The following is a 3,162-nucleotide window of genomic DNA, read 5'->3' as shown; positions in this document are numbered from 1 at the left end:
TGGAGCCGCTTTCGCCCCCTATCTTAGTGGTGCAACTGGAGCTGGCCCCCGATACCTGGCTTTACGTGGCCACACTGCTGGGCGTGCCGGATATTTTTAGCGGCTACCGCTGGCTTTCTGAAGAGCGTCTATTAGTCGGCGTGTTGGTGCTGTTAAGCGTGCTGGCGCTTTCGTTACTCGGTATTACCAGTGTAACTCGGCCGTTGGCGCGGCTTTCCCGAGCAGCGCGCCAGTTGGGTGATGATTTAGATAGCCCGCCACTTAAAGAGAGCGGCCCTAAAGAAGTAGCCGCTACCGCAGTGGCTTTTAATCGTATGCAGCGGCGTATTCAAGAACAGATTGATGAGCGCGAGCGGCTGTTTTCGGCGATTTCTCATGATCTTAAAACCCCCATTACACGCATGCGGCTGCGTGCCGAAATGCTCGATGATACTGCTCAGCGTGAACGCTTTTGCGCCTCACTTGACGAGTTGAGCGAGCTGGTCAAAGGTGCACTGGCCTCGGTCAAAGGGCTGGATCTACATGAAGATCCACAGCCCACGGATCTTAACGCGCTGCTGTTGGAGATTGCCGAAGGGTTACGCCTGTACGGCGGTGAGGTGTCACTCTATGGTACGGTGTTGCCACTAACCGTTAAGCCACTGGCGCTAAAACGTTGCTTGGCAAACCTACTTGAAAACGCGGTGTTTTACGGCCAGAAAGCAACCGTAACGCTTGAAGAGCAGGAGGGTGTCGTGACATTGTCCATTCATGATAATGGGCCAGGTATTCCTGATGCTCAGCTTTCCCGAGTATTTTCACCTTTTGTGCGCCTGGAAGCCTCTAGAAGCCGTTACACCGGTGGAAGTGGCCTGGGACTTGGCATTGCCAGGCATATTGCCCGTGCCCATGGGGGCGATATCGTCTTATCGAATCACTCGGCAGGTGGGTTAGTGGCCACGTTAACGCTACCGCGCCAAACGAGTGTTACTGGCTTGTAATAAAACCCTAACACTATTAATAAATTGCCAAGACTATGCAGGACTCGGTAACTCCCGTTGTGTGCCTGGGTGGCGTACTCTGCTGTGAGTCGTTCAGTCGATCATCAGCTGCGACATTTCATAAGCACCAAGCAACAGCACAATAACAACAGTAGGAGCTATTCATGCCGAGTATCAATATGCCCGTATTTAACGTGCCTACGTTTAAAAAATCCGTATTCGCATTAGCCGTGGCGGCTGGCACCAGCATGGCGGCCAGTACCACCCAAGCCAACGAAGTGGAAGTATTGCACTGGTGGACATCCGGCGGTGAGGCCCGTGCAGCAAACGTCCTCAAAGAGTTAATGGAAGCCGAAGGCTATGGCTGGCAGGATTTTGCTGTGGCCGGGGGCGGTGGTGAAACCGCTATGACGGTACTTAAGTCTCGTGCAATGTCGGGCAACCCGCCTTCCGCCGCACAAATCAAAGGGCCTGAAATTCAAGAGTGGGGCGAGCTTGGCCTGTTGGGCGATTTAGACGACGTCGCCACCGTTGAAGGCTGGAACGACCTACTGCCCGAGACGGTTGCCGATATTATGCGCTACGACGGCCAATATGTTGCCGTCCCAGCGAACGTGCACCGAGTTAATTGGCTATGGGCTAATCCTGATGTACTAGAAGCGGCAGGCGTTGAAATGCCTACCACGCTTGAAGAGCTATTTGCTGCCGGTGAAGCTATTCGCGAAGCTGGTTTTGTACCGCTAGCCCATGGTGGTCAAGCGTGGCAAGACGCCACGGTATTTGAAAGTGTCGTATTGGGTAGCCAGGGAGCCGAGTTTTACCAGCAAGCGCTAGTGGAACTAGACCCCGAAGCCTTGGGTGGGGAGCAGATGATTGCCGCGCTAGAAGACTTTAAACGCCTGCGCGAGCTGATGGATGAGGGCATGTCCGGCCGCGATTGGAACATTGCCACCGCGATGGTGATTGAAGGTGTCGCAGGCTTTCAACTGATGGGGGACTGGGCCAAAGGAGAGTTCACTGCCGCAGGTCTCGCCGCCGGTGAGGACTATCTGTGCGCTGCAGCCCCTGGCACGGAAGATGCGTTCACGTTTAATATCGACAGCTTGGCCATGTTTCGTGTTACTGACGACGCCGAGCGTGATGCCCAGCAAACCTTGGCCCGTTTAGTATTAGAACCAACCTTCCAAGAAGCTTTTAACCTTGCCAAAGGCTCTATTCCTGCGCGGCCCGATCTAGATATGAGTGAGTTCGATAGCTGTGCTCAGCAGTCGCTTGCTGACTTTCAACGCACCGCTGATGAAGGCGGTTTAGTGCCCAGCATGGCTCACGGGATGGCGGTACGCGCTGATGTCCAGGGCGCGATCTTTGATGTCGTGACCAACTACTTCAACGATCCCAATATGCCTGCCGAAGAAGCCGCCGAACGGTTGGTGAGTGCGGCTAAAACCGCCTCTTTTTAAGCCACCGCGTACTTTTAATAAGTAACGTAACTAGCGCTGCCGCAACGGTGGCGCTAGCGGCTGACTGGCGAGGAATTATCTCATGAGCGAACCCACGACGCGCACTCCAGTGCGGCCGACGGCGTCCGGCTGGCTTCAAGCTTGGCTGCCCCGTTTGGTACTTGCCCCTTCTGTTGCGGTGTCTCTGTTTTTTGTTTACGGCTTTATGCTGTGGACTTTTGTGTTGTCGCTAACCAGCTCGCGCATGCTGCCAAGCTACGACTTTGTTGGTTTTGGCCAATATACGCGACTGATGACCAATGAACGTTGGTGGGTGGCCTCTACCAACCTGATGCTGTTTGGCGTGCTGTTTATTGTGATTTGTTTGGTGATTGGCGCGCTGCTGGCAATCTTGCTGGATCAAAAAATTCGCCAAGAGGGCGCGCTGCGTACGATTTATCTCTACCCCATGGCACTGTCGTTTATTGTTACGGGGGTGGTGTGGAAGTGGCTGCTGAATCCCCAGTTGGGCATCCAGGCGATGGTGCAAAGCTGGGGGTTTGAGTCGTTTCGCTTCGACTGGATCGTTGATCCGAATATGGCGATTTATACCCTGGTGATTGCCGCGGTTTGGCAGGCGTCGGGCTTTGTGATGGCACTCTTTTTGGCAGGGCTGCGGGGCATTGATGACAGCATCGTCAAAGCGGCTCAGTTAGACGGTGCTAGCCTGCCGCGCATTTACT

Annotated in this window: 3 protein-coding genes; all 3 read left to right on the top strand. The window is 54.4% G+C overall.

The features are described 5' to 3' along the window. Nucleotides 1–980 (top strand): ATP-binding protein (locus tag INT22_RS17535; RefSeq protein ID WP_226912865.1); only part of this gene is annotated, 980 nt, incomplete at its 5' end. Between the two features lie 164 nt (nucleotides 981–1,144). Further along, nucleotides 1,145–2,440, top strand: a complete 1,296-nt coding sequence (locus INT22_RS17530; RefSeq protein WP_193061596.1) for an ABC transporter substrate-binding protein — start codon at nucleotides 1,145–1,147, stop codon at nucleotides 2,438–2,440. A gap of 82 nt (nucleotides 2,441–2,522) precedes the next feature. Beyond that, nucleotides 2,523–3,162: carbohydrate ABC transporter permease (locus INT22_RS17525; RefSeq protein ID WP_193068655.1), on the top strand; the 640-nt coding region annotated here is incomplete at its 3' end.

Origin of the sequence: Halomonas sp. 3D7M (assembly GCF_014897885.1) — a bacterium.
In the GTDB taxonomy this organism is placed as follows: domain Bacteria; phylum Pseudomonadota; class Gammaproteobacteria; order Pseudomonadales; family Halomonadaceae; genus Vreelandella.
The sequence above is the reverse complement of the archived record's forward strand: the minus strand, read 5'-3'. Positions and strand labels throughout refer to the sequence as shown.